Annotated in this window: 20 protein-coding genes and 11 tRNA genes; 27 read left to right on the top strand and 4 right to left on the bottom strand. The window is 37.7% G+C overall.

Annotated elements, in window-relative coordinates; genetic code table 11:
- Positions 1-190 precede the first annotated feature (190 nt).
- The 22 genes from J2T03_RS09470 to J2T03_RS09365 all read left to right on the top strand — a co-directional run bounded on the left by J2T03_RS09470 (position 191) and on the right by J2T03_RS09365 (position 16,921).
- Positions 191-838 (top strand): hypothetical protein, encoded by a 648-nt coding sequence (locus tag J2T03_RS09470; protein ID WP_307210890.1) that lies wholly within the window; start codon positions 191-193, stop codon positions 836-838.
- Complete coding sequence (locus tag J2T03_RS09465; protein WP_307210888.1) at positions 838-1,971, top strand: AAA family ATPase; 1,134 nt, start codon at positions 838-840, stop codon at positions 1,969-1,971. Before J2T03_RS09470 ends, J2T03_RS09465 begins: the two co-directional genes overlap by 1 nt.
- Positions 1,944-2,687: a hypothetical protein gene (locus J2T03_RS09460; RefSeq protein ID WP_307210886.1), complete on the top strand. Its 744-nt coding sequence runs from the start codon at positions 1,944-1,946 to the stop codon at positions 2,685-2,687. Before J2T03_RS09465 ends, J2T03_RS09460 begins: the two co-directional genes overlap by 28 nt.
- Entirely contained in the window at positions 2,678-5,062 is a 2,385-nt protein-coding gene (locus J2T03_RS09455; protein ID WP_307210884.1) for a hypothetical protein, read from the top strand. The genes J2T03_RS09460 and J2T03_RS09455 overlap by 10 nt, the downstream gene beginning before the upstream one ends.
- On the top strand, positions 5,052-6,758 hold the full coding sequence (locus tag J2T03_RS09450) for an APC family permease (protein ID WP_307210883.1): 1,707 nt from the start codon (positions 5,052-5,054) through the stop codon (positions 6,756-6,758). The genes J2T03_RS09455 and J2T03_RS09450 overlap by 11 nt, the downstream gene beginning before the upstream one ends.
- On the top strand, positions 6,751-7,770 hold the full coding sequence (locus J2T03_RS09445) for a hypothetical protein (protein ID WP_307210881.1): 1,020 nt from the start codon (positions 6,751-6,753) through the stop codon (positions 7,768-7,770). The genes J2T03_RS09450 and J2T03_RS09445 overlap by 8 nt, the downstream gene beginning before the upstream one ends.
- A gap of 855 nt (positions 7,771-8,625) precedes the next feature.
- Positions 8,626-8,699, top strand: a tRNA-His gene (locus J2T03_RS09440).
- 87 nt (positions 8,700-8,786) lie between these two features.
- Positions 8,787-8,860 (top strand) — tRNA-Lys (locus tag J2T03_RS09435).
- Positions 8,861-8,865: 5 nt separating this feature from the next.
- Positions 8,866-8,939: transfer RNA gene (locus J2T03_RS09430), tRNA-Arg, on the top strand.
- Positions 8,940-8,944: 5 nt separating this feature from the next.
- A tRNA-Asp gene (locus tag J2T03_RS09425) sits at positions 8,945-9,016 on the top strand.
- Between the two features lie 67 nt (positions 9,017-9,083).
- Positions 9,084-9,155 (top strand) — tRNA-Pro (locus J2T03_RS09420).
- Positions 9,156-9,237: 82 nt separating this feature from the next.
- Positions 9,238-9,309: transfer RNA gene (locus J2T03_RS09415), tRNA-Asn, on the top strand.
- A gap of 184 nt (positions 9,310-9,493) precedes the next feature.
- A tRNA-Cys gene (locus J2T03_RS09410) sits at positions 9,494-9,575 on the top strand.
- 154 nt (positions 9,576-9,729) lie between these two features.
- Positions 9,730-9,813: transfer RNA gene (locus J2T03_RS09405), tRNA-Tyr, on the top strand.
- An 85-nt stretch (positions 9,814-9,898) separates the two neighbouring features.
- Positions 9,899-9,970, top strand: a tRNA-Glu gene (locus tag J2T03_RS09400).
- A gap of 276 nt (positions 9,971-10,246) precedes the next feature.
- Positions 10,247-10,320: transfer RNA gene (locus tag J2T03_RS09395), tRNA-Leu, on the top strand.
- A 160-nt stretch (positions 10,321-10,480) separates the two neighbouring features.
- Positions 10,481-10,553, top strand: a tRNA-Phe gene (locus J2T03_RS09390).
- A 148-nt stretch (positions 10,554-10,701) separates the two neighbouring features.
- Positions 10,702-11,187, top strand: a complete 486-nt coding sequence (locus J2T03_RS09385) for a ribonuclease H-like YkuK family protein (RefSeq protein WP_307210879.1) — start codon at positions 10,702-10,704, stop codon at positions 11,185-11,187.
- 16 nt (positions 11,188-11,203) lie between these two features.
- Entirely contained in the window at positions 11,204-12,016 is an 813-nt protein-coding gene (locus J2T03_RS09380; protein WP_307210877.1) for an ATP-grasp domain-containing protein, read from the top strand.
- Positions 12,017-12,062: 46 nt separating this feature from the next.
- Positions 12,063-12,341, top strand: a complete 279-nt coding sequence (locus tag J2T03_RS09375; protein ID WP_307210875.1) for a cyclic-phosphate processing receiver domain-containing protein — start codon at positions 12,063-12,065, stop codon at positions 12,339-12,341.
- A gap of 536 nt (positions 12,342-12,877) precedes the next feature.
- A complete protein-coding gene (locus tag J2T03_RS09370) occupies positions 12,878-15,574 on the top strand; it encodes a DUF6493 family protein (protein WP_307210873.1) in 2,697 nt (898 codons plus the stop codon).
- 3 nt (positions 15,575-15,577) lie between these two features.
- Positions 15,578-16,921, top strand: a complete 1,344-nt coding sequence (locus J2T03_RS09365; RefSeq protein WP_307210871.1) for an SWIM zinc finger family protein — start codon at positions 15,578-15,580, stop codon at positions 16,919-16,921.
- Positions 16,922-16,960: 39 nt separating this feature from the next.
- Here J2T03_RS09365 and J2T03_RS09360 read toward each other — a convergent pair whose 3' ends face one another.
- The 3 genes from J2T03_RS09360 to J2T03_RS09350 all read right to left on the bottom strand — a co-directional run bounded on the left by J2T03_RS09360 (position 16,961) and on the right by J2T03_RS09350 (position 18,433).
- On the bottom strand, positions 16,961-17,407 hold the full coding sequence (locus J2T03_RS09360; protein ID WP_307210869.1) for a VOC family protein: 447 nt from the start codon (positions 17,405-17,407) through the stop codon (positions 16,961-16,963).
- A 234-nt stretch (positions 17,408-17,641) separates the two neighbouring features.
- Positions 17,642-17,989 (bottom strand): helix-turn-helix domain-containing protein, encoded by a 348-nt coding sequence (locus J2T03_RS09355; RefSeq protein WP_306846146.1) that lies wholly within the window; start codon positions 17,987-17,989, stop codon positions 17,642-17,644.
- Between the two features lie 12 nt (positions 17,990-18,001).
- The gene (locus tag J2T03_RS09350; RefSeq protein WP_306846147.1) at positions 18,002-18,433 is read right to left on the bottom strand and encodes a transposase; all 432 of its coding nucleotides are present in this window, start codon (positions 18,431-18,433) and stop codon (positions 18,002-18,004) included.
- A gap of 554 nt (positions 18,434-18,987) precedes the next feature.
- Between J2T03_RS09350 and J2T03_RS09345 the strand changes: the two genes are divergently transcribed.
- Positions 18,988-20,526 carry a SulP family inorganic anion transporter gene (locus J2T03_RS09345; RefSeq protein ID WP_307210867.1) on the top strand — a complete coding sequence of 513 codons (1,539 nt, stop codon included), beginning with the start codon at positions 18,988-18,990 and terminating at the stop codon, positions 20,524-20,526.
- A 238-nt stretch (positions 20,527-20,764) separates the two neighbouring features.
- On the opposite strand, the gene fusA is transcribed toward J2T03_RS09345, so the two are convergent.
- Entirely contained in the window at positions 20,765-22,831 is a 2,067-nt protein-coding gene (fusA, locus tag J2T03_RS09340) for an elongation factor G (protein ID WP_307210866.1), read from the bottom strand.
- A 506-nt stretch (positions 22,832-23,337) separates the two neighbouring features.
- Here fusA and J2T03_RS09335 point away from each other — a divergent pair.
- The 4 genes from J2T03_RS09335 to J2T03_RS09320 are packed head-to-tail and all read left to right on the top strand — an operon-like array spanning position 23,338 to position 26,556.
- The gene (locus tag J2T03_RS09335; RefSeq protein ID WP_307210864.1) at positions 23,338-24,006 is read left to right on the top strand and encodes an HAD family hydrolase; all 669 of its coding nucleotides are present in this window, start codon (positions 23,338-23,340) and stop codon (positions 24,004-24,006) included.
- A 6-nt stretch (positions 24,007-24,012) separates the two neighbouring features.
- Positions 24,013-24,837 (top strand): phosphoribosyltransferase family protein, encoded by an 825-nt coding sequence (locus J2T03_RS09330; RefSeq protein WP_307210862.1) that lies wholly within the window; start codon positions 24,013-24,015, stop codon positions 24,835-24,837.
- Positions 24,827-25,384 carry a TerD family protein gene (locus tag J2T03_RS09325; protein ID WP_073331796.1) on the top strand — a complete coding sequence of 186 codons (558 nt, stop codon included), beginning with the start codon at positions 24,827-24,829 and terminating at the stop codon, positions 25,382-25,384. The genes J2T03_RS09330 and J2T03_RS09325 overlap by 11 nt, the downstream gene beginning before the upstream one ends.
- Before the next feature lie 2 nt (positions 25,385-25,386).
- Positions 25,387-26,556: a toxic anion resistance protein gene (locus J2T03_RS09320; RefSeq protein ID WP_307210860.1), complete on the top strand. Its 1,170-nt coding sequence runs from the start codon at positions 25,387-25,389 to the stop codon at positions 26,554-26,556.
- Positions 26,557-26,591: the final 35 nt, after the last annotated feature.

Below are 26,591 nucleotides of genomic sequence, written 5' to 3'. Positions count from 1 at the left end.
TCTAAAATAATTTTTCATAAGATTAAAATAATACGATAATCAGTGCAGGGTACTAAATCTGCTAGGCATAAAAACATCCAAGTCTTAATCAATAGGCATTTTGTGAATTATTTATCATAAAGATTATTTAACTGCCAAATCACTCGTATAAAAAATTTTATTCTCTGCAAAATAGTTTTATTTTTGTTAGATGATGGAAACCAGATCACCATTTTTAGACACTATTTTTCTGCTTCGGAAAAGCGGTTGCATGACTGTTTTTTCACATTTGCATGAGGTCTCAAAAAAAGAAGAACAGGAAGCCGGTGATTATTTTGAAGCAGAATTGGAAAAAGAAAGACTGGAATTTTTATCTCCGGAAGTTCCTTGTGATAAAGACGCCGCGGTTTGGGCCGCGAAAGTTCTGTACTACAGTGCACAGCTTTATCTTATCCGGGAAAATACAGCAAAAGATTTGGATAAGCTGATCCCGAAACTGAAAATAACACCTGATACTTCCTCTGTTTTATCTGCAGATCTGTCATTAAGATTCCTTCCACAGATAACATCTTTGCTGCATACTGCAGATCCTCATGATCCGTTGGTGAAGATTCTGGAAGATATTCTTATACAGTTTCATTATTCCGGGATTGGATATCCGCTTAATCTGGAAAAAGTGAACTGGGAAAAAGAACTGAAAGATAAAACATACCGGAAATTATATCTCGAAAGAATCGTAGAAAAAAAGGCCTATGAACTGGCTGAAATTCCTTATATTAATCACCTGCTTATGGCAGAATTCGGGCTGTATAAAGAGACATTTTGGCGAGAGTTAAAAATAATAACCGAAGAAAATTAATGATACAAAATATTACAAAACTGAATACCGTTCTCAACTACGTAAAAGATACCTTCGTAGGAAAAAATGATGTCGTAGATTTGCTGGGAATATGTCTTCTGGCTAAAGAAAATGCATTCTTGTACGGACCTCCGGGTACCGCAAAATCAGCCATCGTAAGAACACTTTCGAAAACAGTAAAGGATGGAAGAAACTTTGAATATTTATTAACCAGATTTACAGAACCGAACGAAATTTTCGGTCCTTTTGATATCCGTAAATTAAAAGAAGGAGAACTTCTCACCAACACCGAAGGCATGATGCCTGAAGCTTCACTGGTGTTCCTGGATGAGATCTTCAATGCTAACTCTGCGATCCTGAATTCATTGCTGACTGCCCTTAACGAAAAAATCTTCAAAAGAGGAAAAGAAACAAAACATCTGCCGGCTTTGATGTTCGTTGGCGCCAGTAATGTTCTTCCGGAAGATGAATCCCTGAACGCATTATTTGACCGTTTTCTGGTTAGAATTAATGTCGATTATGTAAATCCTGAACTGCTTCAGCAGGTACTTCTGGCCGGAAGAAAGCTGGAAACCGAAACCGAGACCAATATTCCCGAAATTCATGCAGAAGAGATCAGGGAACTTCAGAACCTGTGTAAAACCATAGATTTAAGGCCTATCTACGAAGTTTATTTAAACACAATTATCAGTCTGAGAAATACAGGAATTACTATTTCGGACCGTAGAGCTGTAAAACTGCAGAACCTGATTGCGGCAAGTGCCCTGATTTGCGGAAGAGATGAAGCTGTGCTCTCCGACCTTTGGGTACTGAAGCATATCTGGGATACAGAAGAGCAGATTGAAATTCTGGAAGGCATCATCAACAGAACCATTGAAAAAGATGATAATCCAAAATCCCATCCACAGGCCATGCAGAACAAAACTCCAAATCCGGAGGAAGTCATGAAAGATATAAAGATCCTTGTGGAAAAATGGAACAGCGGAATACTGAGTTTTGAAGAACAGAATGTAATCAAAGATAAATTGAGATATCTGCAGACCCGTTGCGACTGGATCAGAAATCCGGAGCAGAAGCAATATATCCAGCAAGAAATTGAAAGCTTATGGCAGAAAATTCTTCAAACTGTATAAAAGAATTCTGGGCAGAACTTCCCCGGGCCAATGAAGATTTTCTGGGTGCTATCCGGGACTGGAAAAATGTACAGATTGCAGTAGACGACGAAACAGTTTGGCTGAAAGGCTTCACTGAGGAACAGGCTATATCTGCAGAGATCCAGCAGCTGCCTGATTTTATCCTGTATGAATTACGTGAAGGACTTTTGTTCAGAAAAAATGCGCTTGTGCCAAGCAGAAAAATGAGAACGGCCTTACTTTGGTCACCGATAGATAAAGCACTGCGTCTTACTTTTCCGGCTTCCAACAATAATTATTTCGGGATCAGCGAAAAAGTACAAGTAAGATTAACACCGGGCAATGAAGAACATCCTGTCGTGGCATTACTAAGTGCCATTACAGAAATTAAAGAAAATATTCCGGGACAACCGAAATTTAAGCTGGAAAAGCTCGAATGGACAGTCATTAATGATAAAGCATTGTTTGTGGGAACACCGTTGCTGAGTCTGCCCGGGAAAACATACTGGACCAAAGACGGCCACCTTTTACCTGCAGGCTTTGATTTTGAATTTAAAAATTTAAGTTTCCTTTTACAGCAGCAATATAACAAAGAGTCAGACAAATGGCTATTGTGGAATGAAGACGGTACTTATCTTCCCATTAAAAAAGGAGATTTCCGGCCATTGTCCATAAGTTCATTCCGTCTTACTGAAAAAACGAAAGAATGGATTTAACCGAATATTTCCAGTCATACGAAAATTACTTTTGGGAGTGGGAAACCGACGAGGATGTCGCCGGAGATTCCGGATACCATGATCATAACCTCATCTCCATTCCCGGTGTTGGGGCTATAGCCTACAGACCTTACGTCATGGAGATCCTCAAAGAACTTCAGCCACAGGGCTGGCCTCCGTTTGGTGCATTGCTGATGGTTTTGTATGCGATGCAGGATGGCTACACCGATTTTTCAGGCCCTTTGAAACATACTGCCAATTTTCACAGCATCGGAAATTTTGATTTTACAGCAGAAAAGAGCATCGAGTTCCTTGAAAAACTGAAATCATTAAATAAGACCTATAAACAGGGGCAGAACAGAATTGTACTGCTTCAGACACTCTTCCAGGATTCTCACAACAGAATGGTTCCCGGAAGAGCAGAAATGATTCTGACCACCTACTACAGAAGGCCCCATATGCTGGCATCGAGCGCCGTGAAAAAATATGCCGGACCTTCAGCCATTAACAGGGACTTGAATACACTTAATCTGTTGAATGAAAAGTTTCCAACAGCCCAGTCTATTGTTGATGCCATGCGGGATCACATGGATGAACCTGAGCTGGATGATGAAGTTGTGGAGGAAGAAACCACCGTAGAAACTGATAAAGATTTTATTCAGCAGTTAATTGAAGAGCCCAAAACGTTTCAGGTAGGAAGCCTGATCAAAAGAATCTGGAGCGGACTGAGAATTCCTATGCGGCATCTTTCTCCCGGAGAACAGCCTATCGGGGGGATTTCCGATATGGCTAATAAAGGCGATTTCCATAGAATGCTTCTTTCTGAATTTGCCAATGATGATGAGGTTTTCATGAACCGCGTAGCCAATAATGAAGCGTTGTATATCCAAAGAGAGATTCCGCCGGAGGAAAATGCTTTTGAACGAATCATTTTAATTGATACTTCCCTGAAAAACTGGGGAACCCCTAAAGTATTGGCCTTTGCATCGGCTATTGCAGTGATCAGACATCCGAAAGCTCATTCCGAATGTAAAGTTTTTGCGTTGGGACAGGCTGGTATACCTGTTTCTCTTGACAAACCGGAAGATGTTATCGAAACCCTAAATTTGGTTAGTCCGGTTCTGGATGTTTCAGAAGCACTTGGGAAATTTTTTAATGAAGAACATACCGAAAAAGATATTGAAGTTTTCTTCATAACCCATCAGGAAAACCTGGCTGACGAAAAAACCAGAAAAGTGATCCACGAAAACAGGGACCGGTTAAAATTCCTGATCACAACAGCTTCAGACGGCGAACTGAACTTTTATAAACATCATAAAGGAGCGCGTAAGCATATTCAGAAGATAAGGCTTCCGCTTCAGGAATTATGGGCCAATCCGCCACAACGCAAACAAAAGGTCCATAATGTTAACGGTAAAAAAACAGATTTACCACAGAATTATCCGATCCTGTTTCCGACTCCATCCAATCAAATTGCCCGGTTTCTCTATGAAGGCGAATTTTATATTCTGAGTTCAAAAAAACAGCTGTTGAAAACTTATCTTTCCGATAATTATTACGACCGGAACTCTTATGATTACTATAAAACCTATCATGGATGTGAAGTTTTAACAGAAGATATTTCTGTGAAACCAAGAGGACAGTTTGCACTTGCCAAAAACAAGCAGCAGCATTTTATTTTATGCCAGTATCAGCCGGATAAAAAGCTTATTTCAAAACTCAATTTGAATACAAAAGAATATTCCGAACAGAATATTACCGGGTTCAATATCCCTAATTCATACCATCTGATCTATTTTGGAAAGAATTTTTATCTGCATCAGCCTATGAATTCTTCCCGCTATAAAATCAATTTAGAAGGAAATGTCTCTGTGGAATCCATCTCTAATGATGATGATGATGAAATAGATAAAAATATAGCAAAAGCGGAAACAGAAGTTGCTAAACTGAATCGCAGCGGTATGAAAATAATCAGGAACTTCAATAAAATAGGAATTAATGAGAATAATAATTTAGTCATTTCAGGAAATGAATTGTCCAGGCTGTATGACAACTCACTGAACCTTTATAAGAACAGATTTACCGTGAAGATCCCTGCGGAACAGAACAAAAACAAGTTTACATTCCAGGATGGCAGCGAGATCATTACGGATTCCCGGGGAATGCTTACTTTTAAAAGCAGCAATACCGGTATTCCTACCTTTTATATTCCCTCTACAGAGTATGGATTTTTGGCCCTGGCGACGAACACAGAATATGGAGGTTCGGAATATTATCTTCCGAAACAGACCCTGCTGAAAGTGAAGACCATGGAAGAAATGTATTCTCAATATTTAACAGCATTTATTGATCAGATCCTGGATTATGGAGCTTAGAATAAAACCTTTTCCGAAAAACACCTACCCCAAAAAAGGGCTTTTGATCAAAGACCCGTCGCCTGGCGTATGGCTTTATGAAATGGAAGTATTGGGGATAGATCTCAATAAAGTAAAATCCTATGCTGTGCCAGCGGATCTGCCTAATGTTCTGTACGGATGTTTGCTTGTATTTTATGATGTAGCTCCACAGGAAATAGGGAAAAATGCTTATTTCCAATGTGTAGACGACAGACTTTTTATTCCTGAAAATACCATATTCTACCCAAGGATCAACCCGGAAGATTGGCAGTCTGTTGGTTCACGGTATGTCGTTATGCATCCTGATTTTGGCCTGGTGAAGCTCTCAGAAGAAATAGACTGGCTCTCTGTGCTGCAGGAACCTGAAATAGCAAAAGATAAGGTCAGAAAACCATCGAATGGTGTGAAAACACTACAGTATATAGAAAGCTTTGCTGTAGAGATGGATGATGAAAAAGTTCTGGCAACCCTTCAGCAGCCGAGAAATGAAGAAGAGTGGATGAAAAACCTACCTTTTGACCTCAAAAAAGTGATGGCAGGGAATAAAAAAGAAATTGAAAAGTATTTAAAGTATATTGAAAAATATCCTGACAGAGCTGTAGAATTGGGCGTGCCTTTAGATATTATGGGAACTTCCCGTGGGGACGGCTTTGGAAAATTTACTTTTGGAGACAGCTGGCTGAGTGCCTTGTTTGGAAGTTCGGGCGACAAAAAAGAAACAGCAGGGAGCCGGAATTTCCGCTGGATATTCTGGGGTGTTGTCGTAATGGCAATACTCTTCAGAATTTTTATGCCTTCAGATAAAGACAGAGCTCAGAAAGAGGATTTTCTGGTTTCTTCCGGAAAAATTATGAACGGAAAGGAAAAAACGCAGGCAGACATGATCGCCTATCAGTCCGGAGTAACAGATATTGACATGAAAATTGACTCTATTTACGGAAAGACCAGGAAAAAACTTTCCAGTGAATATGTTGCGGCAGGCGCTGCCATGTCAAAAGACAAAAACGAAAGAGAACAGTATAAAAAATCAGGTGGCAGAAACCTTGGCGAGGTTGGAAATGATATTGAGAAGCTCAACGCCAGAGAGCAGAACAGTAGAGACTCACTGAAAATTGTGTATTCAAAAAAAATTACGAAACACCTTGTTCAGCAGGAAACGGCTATGAAACGCCGGATTTCGGATTCACTCAAACAGTACAGCAAAGGAAGACCGGTCAACGGTGAAGTTGTAAAATTTGTTTTAAAGAAAAAGCAGGTGCTTATGGCGGATTCTCTTGGAAAGCTTTACGGAACACTTGATATATCGGAACTTCCTCCGCCCCCGGTTAAAGATTCCAAAATAGGAACGTTGGAGAAAGGTTCCGGTTCGTCAGAAAATAAAACTTCCATTTCAGATGTCCTGTATCTTGTGATTTTTATGTTTGGAGCTGTAGGGATCTATTCTTTCATCTTCAGAAGAAAGTCACTGAATCTTGGCGGAGATAATGTGCCTTTATGGATAAAGCTGGTTCTATCTGTTCTCCTTGTTTCCATGTTGGTCTATCTGTTTTATCCTTTAATAAAAATGTTCGGGTACAACTGGTTTGTATGGATTCTGGTGATCTGTGTTGTCCTGCTTCTTTACCGACTGTTCAGCGAAGACAAAACAATTTTAAATCCTGAAGACGATGAATAAGCAGAAATTTATAGATAAATTCCTGATTGCATTTATGATCCTGGCGGTGTTTAAGATCATTGGCATCGCGGCACAGCTGTTTCACGAAAGCTTTTGGAGCGTGGTGGGAACGCTGGTGATTTTTCTTGTCGTGGCTTTTATTATTATGATTGTGATTACAGCTTTAAAGGATAAAGAACAAAACCGTAAAAACTCTGGACGAAAAGGTTCCGGAAGCGGAAATTTTTATCTTGAAACCTCTTTATTCGATAGAATCAGAAATAAATACGAAGAGCTTGCCGAAAAATATATTGCAGAAAAGGACTATAAAAAAGCAGCAAAAGTGTACATGAATCTTCTTCAGGATAATTTCCGGGGAGCTAAAACACTGGAAAATGGAGGTTTTTACAATGAGGCGGCAGCGGTTTATCTTAAAAAGCTAAATAATAAATCGGAAGCAGCATCGTGTTACGAAAAAGCAAAACAGTACAAAAAAGCCATCGATCTGTATAAAGAAATGCAACAGAAAGAGAAAGTAGGAGACCTTTACAAAGAACTTAATGATCTTAAAAATGCCCACAACTATTATCAGATGGTGGCAGATGACTATACGGGCAACAGCCAGATGGTAAAAGCTTCTTTGGTATACAGCAAAAAAATGGAGCTGCCGGAAGAAGCACAAAAAATACTGTTGAAGGGCTGGAACGAAGATAAAGATGCATTCAACTGCCTGAATAATTACTTTGCCAATGTTTTTGATGTTAAAAAACTGGAAACTGAAATTCAGAACCTTTATCAGAAAACACCTTCCTACAAAAAGACCATCTACCTTGAAGCAATGAAACATGAATTTAAAAAAGACCCGAAATTGCAGACTGTAATCCGTAGTATTGCTTATGAAATCATTGCAGAAAAAGTAGGTACCCGTTCAGAGATTATTAATGAACTGAAACACTTCAATCCTGATGACAACATAATCCTGAAAGATATTTCGAGGTTTAAAACAGGAAGGAACAAAATGTTGAGGAATTAACATTAAAGCATTTAAAGATTTAATGATTAAATGAAATCATTCCACAAAAACAAAGTAGCTGAGGTAGCAAAACCCACTTTGTTTTTATCTCTCTTTTAAGTGAGTAGAAGCAGTAATTTCATTGCTGAAAAACAATTTTTCATATCTTTGCGCCAGAAAATTATGACAATACAAAGAGCACATATCAATGTAAATCTATGCGATAGCCCTTCAATAAAAGGATTATTCGGATACGAATGGATGATATGGAATGAGGCGAAATGTGCTTGCTTTGAAAATTATTTACAATAAACCCGTAAAAATTTAAACAAAATACCGCAGAAACGCCTCGATAACTCGAGGCGTTTCTTGTGTTTTAGGCCATAAATTATTTAGAATGAAAAAAAATAACCATAAAAACAAAAATTTTTTAATTAACAATGAACATTTAATACAATAAATAAGAGTGATAAGTAACCCGATGAGAGACAGTCATTTAGGTATTTAAGAGATCTGCAGGATATTGCGGACAGGTATTTCTTATGCTAAAAACCATATTTAATACATTGATTTTCAACGACTTAAATAAAAAATAAATTTGTGAGTTAAAAAAAATCATACTTACTTTGCAACCGAAAATTGAAAGCAACAGGTTTTCAGGATTCAAAAACTTTTTAAACAACAGGAATATAATGAAACAATTACATAACATATCTAATCAGTATTCGAGATTACCCGGACAGGAGCCGAAAGGATATGCATGTATCATTCTCGATAGTGAATTTATAGTTAAAAGGTGCTTATATACGTGGGTCAGCTAATGATCTCTTACGTCAGAATATACAGCACCTCCCGAAAAGAGGTGCTTTTTTTATGGTTTCTTTAGCTTATTTGGTAAAGCGCCGGTCTGTGGAGCCGGAGAACAGGGTTCGATTCCCGAAGATACCCCAAATAAATATGAATGGTCAATGGTGAATTGTGAATTTAAAAATTGATAAACAAAGCGAATTGACAGTTGGCCACTCACATTAAAAAACAATCTCATAGCTCAATTGGTCAGAGCACCGGTCTTTTAAACCGGGGGTTGAAAGTTCAAGTCTTTCTGGGATTACAAACGGTTTCGTAACTCAATTGGATAGAGTATCGGTTTTCTAAACCGGAGGTTACAGGTTCAAATCCTGTCGAGGTCACAAAAGGTCTATTGAGGTAAAGGCTAACCTGCCCGACTGTCTCTTGGGTACTGCGGGTTCGATTCCCGCATAGACCGCAAGGTTCATGGAAAATTTTAATTTCGGCTGTCTCCCGGAAGGAAAATGGAAACTGAACCTGAAAAACTGGAAAGATAACGGTGGTTGTTTACCCGTCTTGGACACGGGAGGTCGCAAGTTCGAATCTTGCTTTCCAGACTAAAAAAGTGAATGGTGAAAAGTGAATTCTGCTTCGCAGGTGAAAAAAATTATAGTAAAACGAATTGACAATTCAAAAAGAGATTTTGTAGCTCAATGGTAGAGCACCGGTCTGTTAAGCCGAAAGTTGAAAGTTCGAGCCTTTCCAAAATCGCAGAAAACTAAATGTTAATTGTTTCAAAAAGAGAAGAAGAAAGGTGTGTCAAGAGCAGAAGATCTTTACGCCAAATATGGAAAATACCGACAGCCTTTTTCTTTTTTTGTGAGATGCTAGAGATGAGAAGTGGTAGAAATTACCGGTAAAAATGATCTATCATTCATATCATTTATAAAAATCTGATGGTTCGCCGAAGTGGAAGAGTCGGGACGGTCTGCAAAACCGTTGCATAAGCTGAGTGGGTTTGAATCCCATAACCATCTCAAATAACTAAAATGAGATTAGTTCCGGAGAAAAAGTAAAAGTTTGTCGAGCGCAGAAGTTCTTATATCAAACAAAAAATACAGACAGGCTTTTGTTTTTCTTCAAAAGGGATTAGAAAATTACCGATTACTAATTACCGATTACTCATTATATGGAAGTACACCGGAGTTGGAGAGCCGGGGCAGACTGTAAATCTGTTGCTTCATTGCTGAGCAGGTTCGAATCCTGCTACTTCCACAAAAACCGCTGATAATGTAACGGCAGCATGCAGGAAAAGTACTCTTGTTGTTCAGGTTCGATTCCTGGTCAGTCGGTTTAAAAAGCTCTATTAGCATAGCGGCAAGTGCATCCGGCTTTCTACCGGACGACAAGGGTTCGATTCCCTTATGGAGTACAGATGTGAATGGTCCGAAGTCAGTTATGAATTATTAATACCATGAAAGTTCAGATTGAGAAAATTGATAAATGACCATTCACAGAAATAGGAAAGAGAAAGTTTGTCCAGCGCAGAAGATCTTACAAACACTAACAGGCATAGTTTTAAAGACAGGCTTTCTCTGACCTTAATAATAAGCAATAGGTAATTGAGGAATCATGAGAGATCATGAATTATCAATAAGTTAATTTTTTAATTCATAATTACCAACTTACTCATTACTAATAAAAGCCCGCGGGAATGGTGGAAATGGTAGACACACTTGATTTAGGCTCAAGGTTTTGGGGGTTCGAGTCCCTTTTCCCGTACAAAATGCCTCTCTATTCCAACTGGCAGAGAAAACGGCTTTAAACCCCGTAAAGTCCCGGTTCGAATCAGGGGAGAGATACAAAAAATGAAAAATAATATGAATTGTCAATAGTTAATTAACTAATGAATGTATTTTTATTACTAATTCTTATAAAATCCGGAAGAGTGGTGTAGCTGGTCTGCACGTTAGTCTGAAAAACTAAAGGTACAGGTTCAATTCCTGTCTGTTCCGCAAACCATAAATGATGATTGATCAATGATGAGTAATGAATTTGTGCTATGGCATCATTTATCTCTTATCAATTATCAGCAAAGCGAATTGGCATTTCACAATTCACAAATTAATATATAAACAAAACAAATTTAAAACATGTAAAAAAATGGAAACGCAACAAGAAGTATGGCAGAATATGAAAGGAAATTTTTTCCGGAAGCCTATCACACAGCTGGTAGAAGAAGCCATTATCCGCGAACAGGCTAACGGTCACCGCTTGAAAGTATGTGTGGGCTCAGATTCCCATGTTTACGGCGAAGCGATCAGCTATGCTACGGCAGTAGTATTTGTACGTGAAGGAAAAGGAGCGTTTACCTTTATCAGAAAAGAAAGACAAATACAGAAGATCAGCATCAAAGAAAGAATGCTGAATGAGGTCAACAGATCCGTAGAAATTGCTTATGCTATCTGTGCCGTTCTGGATGCTTATGGTGTGGAAATGGAGGTACACGCAGACATTAATACCGACCCGGATTTCAAGTCAAATACCGCATTGAAAGATGCTATGGGCTATATTCTGGGAATGGGATATGTGTTTAAAGCAAAGCCTCACGCGTTTGCAAGTTCCAATTGTGCTGATATGATGGTTTAATCTTTAATTATAAAAAATGAAAACAATTTTAATCATCAATGGAGAAAAATACTGGAAAGATTATTTTGCCGGATTTGATGTAGTTCAAAAGAAAATTCAGACAGCAGAATTTATAGTAAAAGATTCTTCTCTTTATGTTGTTGATGCAGAAGGTGTTTGTAAGCCGGATGTTATATTTTGGAGGCTGGGAGCTGTAAATCCAGAGCCTAAGCATAGAAATATTTTAGAATTGATCAGATATTCAGAAATTCCATGTGTGAATTCAGCGGAAACTTTATTAAGGGGATATGACAGATTATCTATGCTGAATACCCTTAAAAAACTAGGACTACCGATTATCAATTTTGATGTAGCAACCCAAACAAGTCAATTGAAAAATTTGCAGATGTCCTTTCCTTTCGTAGTGAAAGTTGGAAATCATCATGGAGGATTCGGGAAAAGTTTGGTGACCTCTGAAGAACAGTGGGAAGAACTCAAAGATCTGTTATTCATCCATCAGGATTATGTAACCGTTGAAAAATTCATCGATTATAAATATGATATCCGTTATCTCGCCATCAATGATAAGGTTTGGGCTATGAAAAGAAAAGGGAAATATTGGAAGGCTAATGCTCTTACCCAGGAATACCAAATCATTGAACCTGAAAAAGAATGGACAAAAAATGTGAAACTGTTACAGGAAAATAGTAAAGCAGATATCATTGCTATTGACGTTCTGGAAACAGAAAATGGAGAAAAAACAATTTTAGAATATAATGATATTCCCGGTCTTTCCGGATTTCCTGAAGACACCAAACTGGAGTTATCCAAGATGGTAAAAAATAAATAAAAAGAACTTAAAAAACTAATAACTATATATTTTCTAGTTCAGGATAATGTGTAAAGGACTTCCGGAGATGATCTCTTTTGACCGCGATCTTGCAGATATACATTATCTGAAACCGGATTCTGATGAATATGCTGAAAAGACGGGCTATGAATGTGCCAAATGGCTGATAGAATATTGCATGGATCATTATTTAGATCTGCCGAAATTCTACTGTCATTCAATGAACCCGGTAGGAAAGGAGAATATTCTTAGCCTTTTAAAAAATTGTAATGGATATTTTCAGATTAATTCAGGATATAAAAACGCATTTGAAACTCAATTTTGATTCAAATTAAAATCTTATTACTCTCTTTTTTAAGGGAGTTTTTTTATGTAAATAGGATTCAAAATACTACTAATTTTCCATTACCAACTATATACAGCGGGCATAAAAAGCCCTGGAAAGTATAAGGTAAATTTTTAACTTTTATTCAGAAAAACCGCTTAAATAGTTCTTGAAAGCATAATTTTTTGTTAAAAAAATCACTTTAAAGGCATAGTTTCATGTCTATCAGTCATTTTTTATTATTTTAGTCCCTAAGATTGGAATTATGCTTATTGAAGATGAATTAAAGGCGATTTATTTAAACTATAAAATCAGGAAAATTATCCCTTTTCTTATAATGTGAACTCCAAAAGAAAAAAGAAACCTCAATCATTCTAAAGAAATTCTTAAAGATTGGGGGATAACAGTATTTCTATGCTTGCCGCAGTACCAAAAGACCTTATGATGAACTATATGATCATGCTGTAGCCGGACGGCTAACCGAATGATAAAAACGAAAATAACCTGAAAAAAAATTATTATCAAATTAAAAACAAATGAAAGAAAGACTTTATGAGATCCTTAATGAGGAGAGAATACATGAGATTATTCCATTTCTGAAACAGCTTACAACAGAAGAAAAGAAAGCGCTGGTCCCAACCATAAAAAAGCTGGACCGGGAGATCAGCAAGATTGTAATGACGAAAAACTCTTACCATACTGCCGGTTCTGCAGATCAGCATTCTATTATTGATATAGCATCTTTTGTCTGTATGGATCAGAAGCATTATGGGAAAAATTACTGGAGCCTTTTCAGAAATAAAGAACAGACCGAAATAATACTGGAGTGGGGATGTCCGCACTGGTTCTCCGATTTTATCAATGATTCCATAGATGCAGAATTTACAGCATTTAATTACCAGGATATCTTAAGGTGGACAGAAAAAGGCTATGTACAGCCCAGACCTGAACTTCTTGGGTATCACTTAAGCCTTCATCCATATGATCTGGAAAAATATCCGGAAACACTGAAAACCCACTTCTGGTATCTGTGTGAATTTCCTTCAAAATCACTGCCTTTTAAAAGAGAATGGCTTCCATTGGTTCAAAAACTGGTTGCCGAAAATAAAATTGAAAGAAAAAGATTCCTCAGAGAATGCCTTCTGGCTGCAAACAGGAATTTTAATAAAAATGTGACAGGATGGTTCATGGATACATTCAATATCCTCAAACCTTCTGACGATGAACTGATCATGCTTCAGGATGAACTGATGGCAGGGCTGGCTTCCGTACAGTCAAAGGCGGTCAACACCATACTTGCCCATTTAAAAAAAATAGTTCAGGATCCGGCATTCAGAACCAGTGAATTTTCATATTTTCTACCCAATCTGTTAAGTTCAGAAGTTAAAACAGTTGTCGCAGCCAGCTTGGCTGTTACTGAAAAAATATTTCAGAAAAAGAAAATTAACACAGAAAATCTGGCAACGGCTTTAAGTGCGGCATTTGTAAACAAAGATGAAAGTATACAAACCAAAACTGCAAAAATCATTCTTAAATATATCCCTGTTTCAGAAGGAATAAAAGAAGCTTTATCTCATTATGCAGATAATATATTGGCTAATGTAAGGCCGGGGCTGGTTCAATACATAGAGAGCAGGCAGCTGGAGCTGGATGCCGTTGAGACAGAAACGCTGGAACTCATTAATGAAGAATGTAAAGTTCAAGAACCGGAAAGCTTTGAAGACCTTATGTTTCTTCTTCCGCAAGCCATAGAAAATCCTGGAACTTATTATTATGATCTGGCGTTGGCAGGACTTTTACGTTTTGCTGATGAAGCTGATGAAGATTCCATAAAACTGTTTGAACCCGTATTTCAAAAAGCATGTAAAACCATTGCTAAATGGGAAGTACACCATTTTAATGTATTGCTGTGTAATCTCATCATTAATTATGGACTTTTATTAATAGAAAGATTTCCACTTCAGCTTAAAAATCTGGAGAAAATATATAAAAGAACGACTGAGGACGAAGCCACAAGAGAAGCTTATTCTTCTTACCATAAAAAGCTGAAGCCGCTTAAAGACATCTATGCCGGAGGTTTGGCTATGGAGCCGTTTAAACATATCGCAGTACATATTTTTAATAAAATAACATCAGAAGACCGAACTCCGCTGCTGTCTACGGTAACCCATGAACCATGCTGGATAAATCCTGAAGCATTAGTAGAAAGATTTGAGATCTGTCAGAATAAAAATATAAAACCCGATGATCTGGATGTACAGCTTGCATTGCAGAGATGTTCACTGGAAAAAACCTCAGTTGCATTACAGCAGGTTGAAGAAAAATTAAAAGGAGAATATAAAGAACTTCTGCTTTTCTTCTTTAACGAAAACTCTGCTCCTAAAGGGAAATTTGAACATCCGTCATGGTGGATGACTGCAGGAATTACGCGTTCCCCGGAAGACGTTTTTGAAGAATTCAAAGACTTTGGATACGATGATATTCCTGAGGAATTCCTTACCGGTAATTATAAATGGAAAACCATTGACAGCAAAAAGAATTCCTATTATCCGGTTGAGCTTAATATCACAGTTCCGAAATACCATCTCAAAAAAAGAGACCATCAGCTTTTCTTAGAATACTTTATTGCAGAACAAAAAGATATTTCTGAAACACCTTCATTCATATGGAGCTTCCCGAATACGCCAGGGAATATTTTTGCCAAGATCATTAAAAACTGCCTGTTTTATTCCGGGATTGCAGAAGTCTACGAAAGAGGTCTTGTTGTGAGTACGGCACAGGCACTGCATCAGATGAAAAAACCTCTGGATGCAATGGGATACCTGTTTCTGGGAACTGTTTTTCTGGACGGAGACAAAGTGATCCGTGGAACCGCTGCTGAGATCTGGCTGGAACATGTTTCCCATAAAGTAATGGATAGTGCCCGTTTGGGGCAGGTGATCGGGCTTCATGAAAAACTGGAATGGGCTCCTGTAAAAAGATTCACAGATCTTGTACAGCACCAGATGCTTAACGTGAGTAAAGATCATAATCTGGCGCTTGAACAGCTTCTTACCCATGTTTTACTTCAGATGGAAACACCAGTTACCAATCTTAAAAAAATATTGGATATATACTACGAGGTTTTGGCTTTGAATCAGTCAGAACCTGATAAAAACTTAAAAGAAAAACTGAATAGCTGGAAGGATAATTCCAGCCTGAAAAAAATCTGCAATCTTCTTCTAAAAAAATAGATTATGGAAGATATGCTAATTTACAACTATCAGAGACCATCAGCTCTGATAAAAAAAGACGTATCTGAAGAATTATTTCTGTCGAAGTACAGTGAAATTCAAAAGAATACAGATGCTCCCTGCTTTTTCTGGGGAGATGTGAGCCAGCCCTTTATACTGGCAAGATGCCTGATTACACTTTCCAATATTGTGAAATCAAGCTTTAACATGTCACCATTTCAGATGGCTTTGCTTAAAGATCCTATCATTACTGCCGGAAACAGCAGACTGCGCTTTGAAGGATTTTCACATTGTGCAGGAGTCTACGCCAGGATTGATGTGCTGCCGGATGGCCTGCATGGCGAGTTTCTGGAAAACGGAACCACCAATGTAGATTTTAACCAGCCGATGATTACTGCGCTGGGAAGTATCCGCCCCAATGAAAAAATAATGCTTTCCATAGGGGGAAAAGAAGTGGGGCTTTACAAAGAAGAAGAAAAAATGATCGAACGAAAAGTTCCGTTGCCTGTAAAATGGATCAAAGGATTGAGCACCGTTCAGATCTATCTGTCCGAATCGGAAAAGCTTCACTGTTTTAATAAAATCCAGACCCAGCAGCTCTTCAGAGGAATACCTAAAGGATCTGTAAAATCAGATTATTACCTGATCATCAGGGGAAATAAGCCCATGTTTTCACCGGTAAAATCAGCCGATGCTGTTTGTGTCGGCGGGCTTCACAGATTACGCCTGCTGGAACCTCTTCTTCCTTATATCGATCAGATGCAGGTATTTCCACATGCTGATATGCAGTCTACCACATGGCAGCTTTATATGGGAAATATAAGGTTCAGCCTTTCATTGTCCAGAGAAACCTGGCGTGGATTTTCTGGGGAAGGAGCAGTATTGGACAGCCTGATCGGTGATATTTCTGATGAATGGATTGATGCGATGGATAAATACGCCTATGCCAATCAGTTTTTTAATCCTTCAGCATTTGCTTTGGATGAAAATATAAGTCTGAAGAAAACAGACAATCTTACAGGAAGGTTGGCTGCTATGGGACTTCTGGGTTATGATCTGGATGATAACGGATTTTTTTATCGAAGGCTGCCATTTAAGCCCAGCAGGATCATAGGCTTAAATCCACGGATGAAAAATGCAGAAAAGCTCATTGCAGAAGGAAAAGTGGAGATTTTAAATAAAAATTCGGCCAGAACCGAGGCCAGAGTGGAAGGAACGGGCGTACATCATACTGTGATCATAGACCATGATAAAGAACGGTGTACCTGCGAATGGTTCAGTAAATATCAGGGCGAAAGAGGACCATGTAAACACGTTCTTGCCGTGAAGAAATTAATATGCAATTAACTAAAAGGACAGCTTCGGAAAACAAGTCTGTCCTTTTTATTAATGAATTTTCATCCATTCTTCATAGGAAAGAACACCCAATTCCGGCCTTCCCTCACCTTCAAGAACCGAGATAAATTCAAGCTGATTACCGTCCGGATCATTAAAATAAATTGCAAGTGCAGGCATCCATGCGAAGACCATAGGTTCATCTTTGCCATCTCTTAGAAAATTATAAGGCTTCAGATCCTTTTTCTTCAGAAAATCTGCAGAATGATTTAAAATATCTTCCTTACTGCTGGAAAAGGCAAAATGTCTTGGCTGAAGGTTTTCTTTCTGCTCCCACAATCCCAGCATGAATTCTTTACCCTCACCGATCCACAAAAATGCAATGGGACGTGTTTCATCCCTATGTGCCAGTTTTAATCCTAAAACTTCAGTATAAAATGTGATGGAATTTTCTAAATTGCTTACCTGAATATGGGTTTCATATAATCCTTTGATCATGATCTGCTTTATTATTTCACAAAGCTAGAGAATGCGCCTCCAACAATGTAAGTTTTGTGATGCCTTTATTTGAATTGAGTGATAGAAAAATTTTATTTAAAAGAAAGGATATTGTTAAAGCTCGATAGGGTGTTGCTTAGCCTGTTTCTAAATTAAAAAATAAGCAAGTGCCGTAACTTCGCTCATCACATATAAAAGTGTCGTAAAGGAACCTTTTACAAAAATGCCGGTGGATTATTTGCCGGCATTAATTTTTTCTTCTATTTCTTCTTCGAAAGCTTTCTTCCAGTTCATGATTGTTGTTCTGCTGATCTTATATTTCCGGGACATATAGCTGGTAGAAAAACCATGCTTATTCTGATATTGTAAAAGCTTAAACATCGTTTCTTTATCATAGGTTTTAAGCTTTTGATTGTTGATCTGGCTCTCTTTCGACTGTTCAAAAATCTTTTCGTTGAATTTTAATACATCTTCCGTGGTATTCAGTTTTCCCAGGAGTTCTTTGATCTTTGGGTCTTTCAGCTTTTCCGGATGTTCCAGCCTCAGCATATCATAATATATCTTTTTGTAATTAGGGCGCATAAAGAATTCTGTTTATCCGTTAGTATTGTCATTATTCTTTTGAAGCCATCGGTGAAGTGTGCTTTTAGGAATAGAATATTCTTTGATGACTTCACCATAAGTCATTTCACCGGATAAAATCCTTTTCATAATAAAATCTTTGATCTCTTGGGTATAAATATTTTTCCTGAAATAAGGAATCTTGTCAGATTTCTTATGATTCTTGTTCACCGCAGATGGAGGTGCATAAAGGATAAGATGGGAACTGTAAAGTCTGAAAAAATCATATTCCAGAAGCTTGCTCCATCTCAAAAGTAAATCCGTATCTATGGATCTGCTTTGGTATACATTTTCAATAAATTGAACATCCTTATTGAGAAAATTGCAGATCCTTTCCAGGGATACCTCATTTTCATCAACCATCTCCTTGATAAACTTTCCTATATGAATCTCTTTATATAACATTTATTACGTATTGTTTTTTGTTAAATTCATGAGTTAAAGGAAATAGAAATATATTACATTCTGATGAATGGCTGCAGCAGGTACGCCGAGAAAATCTCAGCGGTAACAAAAAGAAATTTAAGCTCAGTACCATACCATGGTTATGTGCAGTCGGCAGTCCGAGGGATGACCAGTTGATATTGTTTTCAGGCTATCTGTACCTTAAGAATGTTTTTATTCCTAATTAATTGATTTACAATGCCTTTTCCATGGTTCTGTAGGAATACGCCATTATAACTTTTCATACAGTTTCGTAATATTTTTAACTATTGACCTTAGTGTCGGCAGATCATACTCTCTGTAAAATGTTATTTATAGTGAATGATTTGCCTGTTAGTTTTCAAATTTAAAGAAAAAATAGAACCTAATTCTCAAAAATGCATAAAAAATCTCTTTCAGAATGAATTTTAAATAAAATTAACAAATTAACTATATGAGTATGTGAATTATTTTAATTAAAAAGATCAAACATAGTAATTGCATCCCATCTTTCAAGTATATACCTTTGCAGTTCAATGAAAAATACAATAAGCTTATTCGATTTCTCAAAAAAGATAAATTACAAAAACGAGCTTCTGGCTGGTTTTACAGTGGCTATGACTATGATTCCCGAATCGCTTTCATTTGCGATCCTGGCAGGATTGTCTCCGCTTACCGGGCTTTATGCTGCCTTTATGATGGGACTCATCACCGCAATTTTAGGAGGCCGTCCCGGAATGGTTTCGGGGGGTGCCGGAGCTACTATTGTTGTATTGATTGCTCTGATAAAATCTCATGGAATAGAATATCTTTTTGCCGCTGTTGCCCTTGCAGGAATTTTCCAGATGCTTGTCGGAGTTTTTAAGCTTGGGAAATTTGTAAGACTTATTCCGCAGCCTGTTATGTATGGCTTTTTGAATGGTCTTGCGGTCATTATTTTTATGGCTCAGATAGAACAGTTTAAAATAACGGACAGCACAGGAGCTTCCGGCTGGCTTCAGGGAATGCCTTTATATATTATGGCAGGGCTGACAGCCCTTACAATCGCTATTGTATACTTTTTTCCTAAGGTCACAAAAGCTGTTCCTGCATCTTTAGTGGCAATTATTGTAGTTTTTGCGGTGGTTTTAAGTTTTGATATTCCTACAAAAACAGTGGAAGACATTGCCCACATCAGCGGAAATCTTCCAAGCTTCCAGATTCCTCAGATTCCTTTTACTTTAGAAACGCTGCAGATTATATTTCCGTATGCTTTGGTGATGGCAGGAGTAGGTCTTATCGAATCTCTTTTGACACTTTCCATGGTAGATGAAATCACCAACTCAAAAGGAAATGCCAATAAAGAATCAATAGCGCAGGGAATTGCCAATATCACGAATGGTTTTTTCGGAGGAATGGGAGGCTGTGCCATGGTAGCACAGACGTTGGTGAATCTCAATGCCGGTTCAAGGGCCAGATTATCAGGGATTATTGCGTCTGTTATGATTCTTATTATTATCTTATTCGGAGCGCCATTTATTGAAAAAATTCCAATGGCTGCGCTGGTTGGCGTTATGATGATGGTCGCTATAAGTACATTTCAGTGGGTGTCCATCCGTATAGTCAACAAAATGCCGAAGTCTGATATTTTTGTCGGAATTACAGTAGCCCTAATTACCATTATCCTTCATAACCTTGCCCTCGCTGTTCTGGTAGGTGTTGTGATAGCAGCTCTGGTTTTTGCATGGGATAATGCAAAAAGGATCCGTGCAAGAAAATCCATCGATGAAAATGGCGTGAAACATTATGAAATATATGGGCCTTTATTTTTCGGATCAGTAACGGCGTTCATGGATAAATTTGATCTGATGGATGATCCTGACGAAGTTGTAGTAGACTTCAAGGAAAGCCGCATCGTTGATATGAGTGCCATTGATGCTTTGGATAAGCTGTCTAAACGCTATAGCCAGCAAAACAAAAAACTCTGTCTGCGCCACCTCAGTGAGGACTGCCATAAAATGCTGAAAAATGCCGAAGCAGTAATTGAAGTTAATATCCAGGAAGATCCAACGTATAAAGTAATGCCAGAGAAGTAGGAGATTGGAAATTGAAAGATTTTCATATTAAAAGATTTAAAAATCTGTGAAAGTTGCGCAATTTGTGAGAAATTAAAAAACGATTTTTTAGAATAAAAATTTTAAAATAGGGCAGAATCAAAAATTCGTATAATCTGAGAAATCTGCTGGAACACAAAAATTTAACAATTAACTATTCACATTTCACACAATAATAACCAAACAAGGACTGTAAAATTACTTTACAGCCCTCGTTTTTTTAGGTTATTAATATATTCGCAATGAAATCAGGCACCAAAGCGTAGTGCGACAATTTCATGCTGATTGCAGCTCTTCCGCTCGTCAACGTTCTCAGATCGGAAATATATCCAAAAGTGGAAGCCAACGGAACTTCCGCTGTAAAAATTTTTCTTCCTGACCTTTCATCAATGGACGAAATAATTCCCCTTCTCCGGTTGATATCTGCAGTTACAGCACCCGTGTATTCCTCGATACTTTGGATCTCAACTTGCATGACAGGTTCCAGAAGTTTTGGACTGCATGATAAGGCAGCTGCTCTGAATCCGTCTCTCGCAGCATTTTCAAAATCAAATGCGGCAGAATCCTGAGCATGGAAAGAACCGTCCAGAAGTCTGATCTTCATACTTTCCAAAGGATAACCTTTCAATGGTCCGTTTTCCATGGCTTCCCTGAAACCTTTTTCTACGGAAGGAATAAATTCACCAGGAATAACACCTCCTTTGATCATATTGATGAACTCCAATCCAGGTTCATTATTTTCTCTTGGTCCGATTTCAAAAGTGATATCAGCGAACTGTCCGCTTCCGCCATTCTGCTTCGAAAGCTTTTCCCTGTGCGTTCTGGTTTCCGTTAAAATCTCACGGTAAGACACTTTAGGTTTCCCCTGATTGACTTCTATACCATGATTCAGACGGATTTTCTCCAGAGTGACCTCAAGGTGAAGTTCGCCCAGGCCACTCAATAAAGTTTCCCCGGTCTGCCGGTCTCTTTCCACTACTAATGAAGGATCCTCTTCCTGGATCTTAGCCAGAACCAAACCGAAAGATTTCTCATCACTATTCGTTTTAGGTTCTATGGAAACCCGGATTACAGGAGCAGGAATTGTGATGGCTTCTAGAAGTACAGATTTTTCAACTGCTGATAAAGAATCTCCGGTTTTGGCATCCTTTATTCCCGTTAAAGCTACAATATCACCTGCTTTTCCTTCCTCTATTGATAATGTTTTGTCAGACTGCATCTTTAGAATCCTCGATATCCTGAAACTTTCACCTGTTCTTACATTCAGAACCGTATCACCGGATTTTATCTTTCCAGAATACAAGCGGAGCATCGCAAGTCTACCCATATGTTTATCGATCACAACTTTAAAGACAAGACCCGAAAACGATTCTGCTTCATGTCTTACCAATTCTATAGCATCTTCTGTTTTAGGATCTTTTCCCAGAACGGCAGGAAGCTGATCCGGTGCCGGAAAATAAGTGACTATCGCATCCAAAAGAGGTTGTACTCCTTTATTTTTAAAGGCAGAACCACATAAAACCGGAACAGCAACACCTGATCTGCAAATTTTCTGTAAAGCTTCAGTAATCATTACCTCGGTAATTCTGTTGTCAGGATCCATGAAAATCTCAAAGAATATTTCATCATATTCGGCGAGCGTTTCCATTAATTTCATCCTGTATTGGTCAGCATCTTCTCTGTAATCCTCAGGAATTTCCTTCTCGATAATGGTTTCCCCATTTTCATCCATCCAGTATAAAGCTTTCTGTCTTATTAAATCAATCACTCCTTCGAATTGGTCCTCAGCCCCCATTGGGATCTGAAGTGCCATAGGAACTGCATTAAGTTTCGTTTCAATTTCCTTAAGAACGGCAAAGAAATCGGCTCCAATCCTGTCCATTTTATTGATGAAGCATATCTTTGAAATTCCATGTTTCTCAGCCTGGAACCATACATTTTCAGTTTGTGGCTGGACACCTGAAGAGGCACAGAAAACAGCAACAACGCTATCCAGAACTCTCAAAGAACGTTCTACTTCTACTGCGAAATCGATGTGTCCGGGCGTATCAATGATATTGATGTTATAAACCGTTTCTCTTTTTTTCCACTGTGTTGAAACTGCTGCGGATGAAATGGTGATTCCTCTGTTTTTTTCCTGGATGTCTTTATCCATGGTTGTATTCCCATCGTCTACGTTTCCGATCTTATGAATGAGGCCGGTGTAATAAAGAAGCCTTTCTGTTAAAGTGGTTTTTCCTGCATCTACGTGTGCTATGATTCCTATATTTCTTGTGTTATATTTCATTTTGCTGAATTTAAATTGTTGATTTTGAGAATACAGGTAAGTATTCTCCTCATTTGAGTCTGAAAATAAGGCAGCAAAAAAGACCCATCTGAATAGAGAGGTCTTCAATATATTTTGAGTAATAAAAGATCTAGGAACTATTCAGATAAATATTTAGTGCTGCCAGAGTACACAGCTCTCACAGGGTTACTTAAAGTTATTATATTTATCATTTTTGTTGACATTTTTGATTTTTAATCGGTTGCGAAATTAGATAATTTTTTTTATTGTCCAAAATTTTTTAGAAAAATCTTTGCTAAATGAATTTAAACAAATTGTTAAGCCAAACTGTAATCAGTAGAAAATTAGGCAAAAATTCATAAAAATTTCTTAAAACAGAGAAGTACGTCATGCTTTTATGATAAAAATTTTATCTTTGGAAAGAATACCAGTTAAACACTTGTTGATGATTAAACAATTATAAATCTTTTTCAAGAGAGCTAAATAAAACTTTTAACTTAAAACTATTGAAAACGGATATCGACATACACAACCACTGTCATTTTTCTTTTGACCTGTGGCTCACTTTAATCAAATCTCACCCTGAATTTAAAACAAAAAGAGTTGAGCTGTTCACCTCGTTTTTTGACATTGACAAACCTGTTGAGAAAGTTGCGAAAACAGTAAAATATTATGATGACCTGTGCAATACGATTAATGAGGTGACAGGTGGGAATATTGATACTTTTGAAATGTATTTACTCATTCTGGGTTCACTGGATGTAGATGTAAAACAATTAGATAACGAAATATTGAACAGCTTTTATCTGAAGAGTGAAGAGCTTTTTCTGGAATATAAGCCTGTTGTTATTTTCGAAAATATAAAAGATTTTTTTGATCAGATAAAAAATCAAGGAAAAACTGTAAATATTCTGAGCAATACAGGATTTATCAAAGGAAGAACAATGAGAAAATTTTTGATTCAAGAAGAGCTGGACCAGTATATAGACTTTCACATTTATTCAGATGAGATCAATATTTCCAAACCGAACCCTCTTATTTTTCAGGAAGTGAGAAACAATATTAAAAACCGGGCCCTTCCTATGCATCGTATCTTGCATATAGGAGACAATCCGGTAGCCGATTTTAAAGGGGCAAAAGACTTTGGTTTCAGTGCACACCTACTTAAATACTAAATTAATATGAATAAAAGATACAGCTTACACCACATTCATTCGGCGGATGAATTCACTTTTTCACCCGCAGAATACAGCTATTTCAAGTATGGCGATAAGTCGTATGCTGAAAAGTTTGCTAAAGAATTATTCAACGGATTTATCGCAGAGCATGCGGAACTTTTAAACACAGAAAAAGAGATCGTGGTTCTTCCAAGTCCGTATATGGCTATTCCTACGGCCTCTAATTTTTTATGTTTTTTCTTTAAAAAGCATCTGGATCTGTACCTGTTTCAGAAAGGAATGAAATCCAGTATTTTATCAAAGATCAACCGCAACCACACTTATATTACGGATTATGGGAACCTTAATTTTGAGGACCGGAAAAATCTGATTGCCAATGATACTTATTATATTGATAAAGATTTTTTACGTGGAAAACTTTGTATTTTTATAGACGATATAAAAATTACGGGAAGCCATGAATATACGGTGAACAGGATTTTGAATGAATATAATGTGGAAGCAGATTTTATGTTCCTCTATTATGCGGAACTGATGAATTTTGACGTTGATCCGACCATTGAGAACTTCTTTAATTATTATGCAGTGAAAAATGTAAAACACGTTGCAGAAGTAATGGCAAAGCCAAGTTTTGAATTTAATACAAGGATCGTAAAATATATTTTAGGCTTGGATTCAAGTAATTTTGACTATCTTACGTCTAAAGTAAAAAAGAAGCAGATAGACCTGCTTCTGGAGCTGGCCATCAGCAATAATTATCATTTAATAAAAGAATACGAAAATAATATCAATACTTTAACACAAACGGAACTATATTATGGCTATTAACTTACAAAAAGGACAGAGAGAAAACATTAACGCACCTAAATTCACTGTAGGTTTAGGATGGGATATCAATAATACTTCTACAGGGACAGGTTTTGACCTTGATGCCTCTTTATTTTTATTGGGCGAGGACAAAAAATTAGTATCAGATAATCACTTTATTTTCTATAATAATTTAGAATCTCCGGACAAATCTGTAATCCACACAGGAGATAACCTTACAGGAGAAGGTTCAGGAGATGATGAGCAGATCAAAATAGATCTTACAAAAATAGATTCAGCAATTCAGGAAATTACAGTAGTGGTTACGATCCATGATGCTGATGCAAGAAAGCAGAACTTCGGACAGGTAAGAAATTCCTTCATCAGAATTTTCAATACAGATACGAACGAAGAAATTCTGAAATATGAATTAGATGAAGATTTCTCTATTGAAACTGCGGTAGAATTCGGAAGAATCTACAACAGAAACGGAGAATGGAAATTTGAAGCTGTTGGGGCAGGTCAGAGAGACGGCCTTGACAAATTCGTATCAATTTATCAAAAGTAATTATGGACAATCAGGACAATCAGCCAATAGATCCAATGGGGTCTATTGAGCCTCTTAAAACATTTGAACCTACACCGATGGCTCCACCGAGCCAGCCTGCACAAAATAATGCACCGGCGGTTCTTGTGGACAAAGAAGGAAATGTAAATCTGAATCAGCTGCAGGTAGAAGAACGTCAGAAATATGAGGTTCTTGCCAATTCCATCGATGAGACCAATCCAAGTTCCATCGTGAATTATGGAGCAGAGCTTCAGAAAACGTTATCCAACCAGAGTGACAGCTTCTTGGGAAATGTAAGAAGATCCAACTCAGGAGAAGTGGGGGTGCTTATCAATGATCTATTGGTGGAACTTAACTACGTGGATGTTGATGAACTTCAGCAGAATAAGGTGAAAAGCTTCCTAAGTAAGATCCCTTTCATGAAAAAGGTTATTTCTCAGGTAGAAAATTTGTTTGCGAAATATGACAAGATCATCAACAATATTGAACAGATTGCTCATAAAGTAAACGCAGGAATTATCACATCTACCAAAGACAATGCTGTACTTCAGACGATCTTTGAGAGCAATGTAAATTCCATCAAGCAGATCGAAGAACTTGTGATCGCAGGAAATGTAAGAATGGAAAGAGCTGCAGGAGAACTGGCCCAAATGGAAGCCGACCCGCAAAGTTACCAGGATTACCAGATCGCTGACAAGAGAGATTTTATTGCGAGATTAGACAGGAGAATGGCTGATCTTAAAGTGGTGCGTATTATCATGATGCAGTCACTTCCACAGATCAGACTGGTACAGAATAACAATGTGTCTATTGCTGAAAAGGCACAGACGATTCTTACTACAACCCTTCCGGTTTGGAAAAACCAGCTTTCACTGGCTGTAGCGATGTACAGACAGCAGCAGAATATCGAAATCCAGCAGAAAGTATCTTCCACTACGGAAGCGATCCTGAAGAAAAATGCAGAACGTCTCGGTCAGAATTCAGTGAATGTAGCGAGAGCCAATGAGCAGACCATTGTATCTGTAGAAACATTGAGAGAAACAACATCAATGTTGATCAACACATTGAATGAAGTGAAACAGATCCAAAAACAGGGTGCTGAAGGCAGAAGAAAACTGGATCAGGATCTTCAGACACTGGAACATGAATTAAAAGCAAACGTAAGAGGTTAATAACTAGGATACCAAGGTGGGGGATGATGCAGCAA

It is taken from the genome of Chryseobacterium lathyri, from assembly GCF_030812195.1.
In the GTDB taxonomy this organism is placed as follows: domain Bacteria; phylum Bacteroidota; class Bacteroidia; order Flavobacteriales; family Weeksellaceae; genus Chryseobacterium; species Chryseobacterium lathyri_A.
This window is presented reverse-complemented; position numbering and strand designations above follow the sequence as displayed.

Bases quoted from the DNA above. Each gene is read 5' to 3' on its own strand.
- J2T03_RS09350 (WP_306846147.1), bottom strand. From the start codon at position 18,433: ATGTTATATAAAGAGATTCATATAGGAAAGTTTATCAAGGAGATGGTT.
- J2T03_RS09450 (WP_307210883.1), top strand. From the start codon at position 5,052: ATGGAGCTTAGAATAAAACCTTTTCCGAAAAACACCTACCCCAAAAAA.
- J2T03_RS09345 (WP_307210867.1), top strand. From the start codon at position 18,988: ATGAAAAATACAATAAGCTTATTCGATTTCTCAAAAAAGATAAATTAC.
- J2T03_RS09375 (WP_307210875.1), top strand. From the start codon at position 12,063: ATGTGTAAAGGACTTCCGGAGATGATCTCTTTTGACCGCGATCTTGCA.
- fusA (WP_307210866.1), bottom strand. From the start codon at position 22,831: ATGAAATATAACACAAGAAATATAGGAATCATAGCACACGTAGATGCA.
- J2T03_RS09385 (WP_307210879.1), top strand. From the start codon at position 10,702: ATGGAAACGCAACAAGAAGTATGGCAGAATATGAAAGGAAATTTTTTC.
- J2T03_RS09465 (WP_307210888.1), top strand. From the start codon at position 838: ATGATACAAAATATTACAAAACTGAATACCGTTCTCAACTACGTAAAA.
- J2T03_RS09325 (WP_073331796.1), top strand. From the start codon at position 24,827: ATGGCTATTAACTTACAAAAAGGACAGAGAGAAAACATTAACGCACCT.
- J2T03_RS09445 (WP_307210881.1), top strand. From the start codon at position 6,751: ATGAATAAGCAGAAATTTATAGATAAATTCCTGATTGCATTTATGATC.
- J2T03_RS09370 (WP_307210873.1), top strand. From the start codon at position 12,878: ATGAAAGAAAGACTTTATGAGATCCTTAATGAGGAGAGAATACATGAG.
- J2T03_RS09330 (WP_307210862.1), top strand. From the start codon at position 24,013: ATGAATAAAAGATACAGCTTACACCACATTCATTCGGCGGATGAATTC.
- J2T03_RS09365 (WP_307210871.1), top strand. From the start codon at position 15,578: ATGGAAGATATGCTAATTTACAACTATCAGAGACCATCAGCTCTGATA.
- J2T03_RS09460 (WP_307210886.1), top strand. From the start codon at position 1,944: ATGGCAGAAAATTCTTCAAACTGTATAAAAGAATTCTGGGCAGAACTT.
- J2T03_RS09380 (WP_307210877.1), top strand. From the start codon at position 11,204: ATGAAAACAATTTTAATCATCAATGGAGAAAAATACTGGAAAGATTAT.
- J2T03_RS09455 (WP_307210884.1), top strand. From the start codon at position 2,678: ATGGATTTAACCGAATATTTCCAGTCATACGAAAATTACTTTTGGGAG.
- J2T03_RS09470 (WP_307210890.1), top strand. From the start codon at position 191: ATGATGGAAACCAGATCACCATTTTTAGACACTATTTTTCTGCTTCGG.
- J2T03_RS09360 (WP_307210869.1), bottom strand. From the start codon at position 17,407: ATGATCAAAGGATTATATGAAACCCATATTCAGGTAAGCAATTTAGAA.
- J2T03_RS09355 (WP_306846146.1), bottom strand. From the start codon at position 17,989: ATGCGCCCTAATTACAAAAAGATATATTATGATATGCTGAGGCTGGAA.
- J2T03_RS09320 (WP_307210860.1), top strand. From the start codon at position 25,387: ATGGACAATCAGGACAATCAGCCAATAGATCCAATGGGGTCTATTGAG.